Annotated in this window: 5 protein-coding genes; all 5 read left to right on the top strand. The window is 55.6% G+C overall.

What is annotated here, in order from left to right:
• Nucleotides 1-1148: murein biosynthesis integral membrane protein MurJ (murJ, locus tag AC2VLY_RS00600; RefSeq protein WP_486921588.1), on the top strand; the 1148-nt coding region annotated here is incomplete at its 5' end.
• Nucleotides 1141-1590, top strand: a complete 450-nt coding sequence (locus tag AC2VLY_RS00595) for a DUF2203 family protein (RefSeq protein ID WP_142086905.1) — start codon at nt 1141-1143, stop codon at nt 1588-1590. The genes murJ and AC2VLY_RS00595, both read left to right, overlap by 8 nt.
• Before the next feature lie 66 nt (nt 1591-1656).
• Entirely contained in the window at nt 1657-2583 is a 927-nt protein-coding gene (locus tag AC2VLY_RS00590; RefSeq protein ID WP_486892342.1) for a bifunctional riboflavin kinase/FAD synthetase, read from the top strand.
• Nucleotides 2584-2597: 14 nt separating this feature from the next.
• Entirely contained in the window at nt 2598-5420 is a 2823-nt protein-coding gene (gene ileS / locus AC2VLY_RS00585) for an isoleucine--tRNA ligase (protein WP_486921587.1), read from the top strand.
• Nucleotides 5420-5878, top strand: coding sequence for a signal peptidase II (gene lspA, locus AC2VLY_RS00580; RefSeq protein WP_193651018.1), 459 nt, complete (start codon nt 5420-5422; stop codon nt 5876-5878). Before ileS ends, lspA begins: the two co-directional genes overlap by 1 nt.
• Nucleotides 5879-6009 lie beyond the last annotated feature (131 nt).

The raw sequence follows: 6009 nt of genomic DNA, 5'->3' as shown, positions 1-6009 counted from the left end.
TTACTTTTCCCTATCTCTTTCTGATCTCACTGGTGGCGCTGGCTGGTGGTGTGCTCAATACCCACGGTCATTTTACGGTGCCTGCTTTTACGCCGGTTTTCCTGAATCTCAGCATTATTGCCACGGCATTATTCTGGGCACCGCATCTTGCCCAACCGGTTATTGCCGTAGCCTGGGGTGTTTTGATTGGTGGCGTGGTGCAGCTTCTGTTTCAGTTTCCGGCCCTGAAAAAACTGGGATATTTGCGCTGGCCGCGCCTGCGCCGCCGTGATCCGGGAGTCGCCAAGGTCTTGCGCCTGATGGGGCCAGCCGCTTTCGGCGCATCGGTCGCCCAAGTCAATTTATTCCTGAATACCATCCTGGCCTCTCTGGTCGGGGCTAATGTGGTTTCCTATCTTTATTACTCTGACCGGCTGGTGGAATTTCCTCTGGGCGTTTTCGGGGTCGCTTTGGGAACCGTGGTATTACCTCTGCTATCCAGGCAGGCGGCCGAAGGTTCTGCGCAATTTCCCGAAACCCTGGACTGGGCGCTGCGCCTGACCTGGCTGATCGGCCTTCCGGCGACGGTCGGTCTGCTGGTTCTGGCGCAGCCACTTTTGATCAGCCTGTTTCGCTACGGTGCCTATAGCGCCGAAGATGCCTGGCAGAGCAGTCTGAGCCTGATGGGTTATGGTATTGGCATATTACCCATCATTGCCGCACGTGTCCTTGCCCCCGCTTTTTACGCCCATCAGAATACCCGAACACCCGTCCGTTTCGGCATGATCAGCGTGGCAGTCAACATGGTCATCAGCGTGATTCTCGCCTGGCCCCTGCAACAATTGGGTTTGGCGATTGCCACCAGCACAGCGGCACTGGTGAATGCCATTCTGCTCTGGCGCCGCCTGCATCGAGATGGTGTTTATAAAATGCAGGCGGGCTGGCTGCCCTTCTTGCTGAAATCTGGTGCCATGGCGATTATCATGGGCTTGGTGTTATTGAGCTTGCGCGGTGGTACTGCACTGTGGCTGGCCCTGCCCTTGTGGGAAAGACTCCTGCGGATTCTCGGCCTGGTGCTTTTAGCGGCCGTTCTGTATTTGGGTGGTACCTGGGCTTTGGGCATCCACGAGTTGCGCGACATCATCCGAAGGAGAACTGACCGTGCCTGAAACGGACGGATTACATGGACATGGAGATTCGGTATTTGCCATTCAGCGACCGGGTCAGATTCGGGTGTTCACCCTGCTGGAAGCCCGGCAAATTTTTCCTTTGGTCCGCAACATTACCGCCCAGGCTGTTGATGAACTCTCTCCGGTTTTGGAGTCGATGCGGGCCAACATGGGAAACCACCCTATTTTACAGCAACAGGAAATCCACTACGAAGAAATTGTGCAGCGCTGGATCAATAAAATGGAGCGTCTGGGCGTGGTTGTTTCGGGATTATGGCTGGTGGATTTTGATACGGGCGACGGTTATTTGTGCTGGCGCCATCCGGAACCTGTGCTGGGTTACTACCATGGTCATGAACAGGGCTTTGGTCAACGCCGCCCTTTGCAGGAGGTCATCCGGGAACAGCAACCCGAGTGGGCAGACTGCACACCCATGATCTAGGGTTCTCCATGAATTTAGGCTAGTATGTCGCCATTTTACCGCGAAACGGATCGCAAATAATCCCGCATGAATTTCCCAGGCTTTTTCCATCGACGCAGCGATTGTCCTGCCAGCTCAGCGCTGGCGGTCAGCATCGGCAATTTTGACGGTGTCCATAGAGGACATCAGGCCTTGCTGCAGTCCCTGCGTCAAAGTGATTTACCGACGGCCGTTTTGACCTTTGAACCCCTGCCCCGGGAATTTTTTCTGGCATCCCAGGCCGCACCCCGGCTGAGCAGTCTTCGTGAAAAGATCAGCGTGCTGCGTCACTACCATGTGGATCAAATTTACTGCCTGCCTTTTGATCAGGCTCTGGCCCGCCTTTCCGCTGAAGATTTCATTACGCGCATTTTGGTGCAGCAATTACAGTGCCGCTTTCTGGTGGTTGGTCATGATTTTCGTTTCGGGGCGGCGCGGCGGGGCGATCTGGAGATGCTGCAGCACTTCGGTCGCCAGTATGGTTTTACCGTACACGAGCAACCCCCCTTCAGTCTGGACGGCCAACGTGTCAGCAGCACGGGTATTCGTGCGGCATTGCTGGCGGGTAACCTGGACCAGGCCAGGCACTGGCTGGGCAGACCCTATTCCCTCTGTGGCAAAATCGTTCACGGTGATCATCTGGGTCGGGAACTGGGCTTCCCGACCGCCAACATTCCCCTGAATCGCCGCCCCGTTCCGGTCAAGGGCATTTTTGCCGGGCGTCTGCACAGCCCTCAGGGAAGCTGGATAGCCGCCATCAGTATCGGCTTGCGACCTACCGTCGGCGGTAAGCAAATGGTGCTGGAGGCACACTGCCTGGATGCAGACAGTCCTGATCTTTATGGACAACGCGTTCAGGTAGAACTGCATCAGCAATTGCGTCATGAAGAAAAGTACCCGGATCTCGATGCCCTCAAGGCAGCCATTGCCCGGGATATTATCAATACCCGCCGTTTTTTTGCCGAACACCCTTAGGATTTTCAAAACTCATGGACTACAAGCTGACACTGAATCTTCCCCAAACGGACTTTCCCATGCAGGGCAAACTCCCCGAACGCGAACCGGCAACACTGGCGCGCTGGCAGGAGCATGATTTATATGCCGCCATCCAGACGGCGCGCAGCAATGCCCCGACATTCATCCTGCATGACGGCCCTCCCTACGCTAACGGCAAAATTCACATAGGCCATGCGGTCAATAAAATCCTCAAGGACATCATCAACAAAAGCAAATTGAGTGAAGGTTACCGGGTACCCTATGTGCCGGGCTGGGATTGTCATGGCTTACCCATTGAAATCCAGGTAGAAAAGGAGCTGGGACGCCCTGGAGAAAAAGTCAGTGCCCAGGAATTTCGCAACGCTTGCCGGACTTATGCGGAAAGTCAGATTGTTGGACAAAAGCAGGATTTTGAACGACTCGGCATCCTCGGCGACTGGCAGCATCCCTATCTGACCATGCATTTCGCAGCAGAAGCCAATATTCTTCGGGAACTTGGTCGCTTGACCGTCAATGGTCAGGTAGTACGCGGTGCCAAACCCGTCCACTGGTGTGTGGATTGTGGTAGTGCACTGGCCGAAGCGGAAGTCGAATATCAGGATCGCACGGATCCCTCCATTGATGTGGCTTTTGCCGTCGCCGATCCGGCTGACCTGCAGCAGCGGCTGGGGCTGAAAGAGGCCGCCGCCACCAGTATTGTCATCTGGACTACCACCCCATGGACTTTACCAGCCAATCAGGCGGTCGCCGTACATCCCGATTATGCTTATGTGCTCCTGCGCAGCGGGCATCGCCATATTCTGGTGGCTGCCGATCTGGCCGAAAGCACCCTCGCCCGTTATGGGGAAACTTCGGAAAATGGTCCTGCCATTCTGGCAGAATGTAGCGGATCGCAACTCGAAGGACTGATTCTGCAGCATCCTTTTCTGGATCGTCAGGTTCCGGTCATTCTCGGCCAACACGTTACCCTGGAAGCCGGTACCGGATGCGTGCACACCGCGCCTGCGCATGGCGTAGAGGACTATGAGGCCAGTCGTCATTATCATCTGCCGGTAGAAAGCCCCTTGCAGGATAACGGCCGCTTGCGTGATGACATGCCCCGTGGTCTCGCCGGGCTGAATATTCGTCAGGCCAACGAAAGAATCATCGAACTGCTGCAGGAGGAAGATGCCTTACTGCATCTGGAAAAAATCCGCCACAGCTATCCCCATTGCTGGCGACACAAGACGCCCCTGCTGTTTCGGGCGACACCGCAATGGTTTATCAGCATGTCTGCCAACCAGCTCCGCGACAAGGCTCTCTCTGCCATAGAAGCAACGCGCTGGATTCCCGACTGGGGTCAGGAGCGCATTGCCGGCATGATCCGTCAGCGTCCGGACTGGTGTATTTCCCGGCAAAGAGCCTGGGGCGTACCCATTGCCCTGTTTTTCTGCGGCCAGTGTGGTGAACCGCTGCGCGATGCGGCAACTTTCGAACGGATTGCTCAGGCGGTGGAAGCCAATGGTGTTGATGCCTGGTTCAACCAGCCTGCCGGGGATTTTCTGCCTGCAGGAGCCCATTGTGCAGCCTGTGGACATGATCATTTCCACAAGAGTACGGATATTCTTGACGTCTGGTTTGATTCCGGCTCGACCCACGCCTTTGTCCTGGAGCAGCGTCCGGAACTGCACAGTCCTGCCGACCTGTATCTGGAAGGCTCAGATCAACATCGTGGCTGGTTTCAGTCCTCCCTGCTGGAGTCTGTGGCGAGCCGGGGGCGTGCACCATTCAAGGCGGTTTTGACTCATGGCTTCACGGTGGATGGTGAAGGCCGCAAAATGAGCAAGTCAGTGGGTAACGTCATTGCCCCGCAAAGCATTATCGACCGTTATGGTGCGGATATTCTGCGCCTCTGGGTGGCTTCGGCAGATTACCGGGGCGAAATTCCCATTTCCGATGCCATCGTCAAGCAGTTGGGGGATAGCTATCGGCGCATTCGTAACACGGCCCGCTACATTCTCGGCAACACCCACGATTTTGACTGCGCAAAAGACGCACTGCCCACAGCAGAGTTGCTGGAAATGGATCGCTGGATGCTGGCGCGCACCGCACTGCTGCAGGAAGAAATTCGTGCGGCCTATGCTGAATACCAATTTCTCAAGGTCCAGCAAAAGCTCCATCATTTTTGTTCCATTGATCTGGGCGGCCTTTATCTGGACGTACTCAAGGATCGTCTCTACACCTCTCCAGCCGCTTCTCACGCCCGCCGTTCCGCACAAACCGTCCTCTGGCTGATGCTGGAAGCCATGGTGCGCTGGATGGCACCCATACTGAGCTTTACCGCAGAAGAAATCTGGCAGGAAATGCGGGATCGGCCGGCACCCAGCGTGTTTTTTGGTGAATACCCGGACCTCCCTCTACCCGAGGACTCAGTCCTGCTCAATGCCCGCTGGGAGCGTCTCAGCCAATTACGGGATGCCGTCAATGCGGCACTGGAACTGCTGCGTCAGGACAAAAAAATTGGCTCCGGTCTGGATGCCGAACTGCAGATTTATGCCAACGATGACTGGCAGGCTTTTCTGCACCCTCTGGGAGAAGAACTGCGCTATTTTTTGATGACTTCCGCCTGCAGCATCCATGCCTACTCCGGGCGACCGGAAAACAGCGCCGAACTGGTTCCCGGGGTTGCTTTGCAGGTACAAACGAGCACGGCCAGCAAATGTGCACGGTGCTGGCATCGCCGTCATGATGTCGGCCAGCATGCCGGACATCCGGAAATTTGTGGTCGTTGTGTAAGCAATCTTGAATTACCAGGCGAACAACGGGAGTTCTGCTGATGTTACGTTACCTTTGGCTGTCTTTTGCCGTCATCCTTGCAGATCAGGGCGTCAAACTCTGGCTGAGTCACATCTGGCGCGTGGGACAGGGTATTGTCGTTATCCCCGGCCTCCTGAATTTTCGCCTCGTTCATAATACGGGGGCTGCTTTCAGTTTTCTGGCAGGTGCAGGCGGTTGGCAGCGCTGGCTGCTCATTGGTATTGCCCTGCTGGTCGTTGTCGTCATTGTCGCCATCCTGCGTCGTCTCAAACCCGGCAGCACCTGGACCGCCATTTCTCTTGCACTCATTCTTGGCGGTGCTGTAGGTAATCTGATTGATCGCATTCGTCTTGGCTATGTAGTGGACTTTATTGGGGCGCACTGGGGTTCTTTATATTGGCCTTACTTCAATATTGCCGACAGTGCCATTTCCATCGGCGCTGTGATTCTGGTTCTGGACGCTTTCCGCCGTCATTAGCCTTCCGGTTACAAAAACATCCCATTGAGCAGTGGGGAGTTTTTGCGACACCGGCAGTTATCCTAAAACCGGTGGTGGGCTGGGTTGCTTTGCAGCGACTTTGGCCCGCGCCGTTGGCGCAAAAAGCTTCC

The organism is Acidithiobacillus sp. TH-A36 (genome assembly GCF_057473445.1).
This window is presented reverse-complemented; position numbering and strand designations above follow the sequence as displayed.

What these genes read in the sequence shown, in the direction of transcription:
- AC2VLY_RS00590 (WP_486892342.1), top strand. Translation starts at nt 1,657, where the DNA reads ATGAATTTCCCAGGCTTTTTCCATCGACGCAGCGATTGTCCTGCCAGC.
- ileS (WP_486921587.1), top strand. Translation starts at nt 2,598, where the DNA reads ATGGACTACAAGCTGACACTGAATCTTCCCCAAACGGACTTTCCCATG.
- lspA (WP_193651018.1), top strand. Translation starts at nt 5,420, where the DNA reads ATGTTACGTTACCTTTGGCTGTCTTTTGCCGTCATCCTTGCAGATCAG.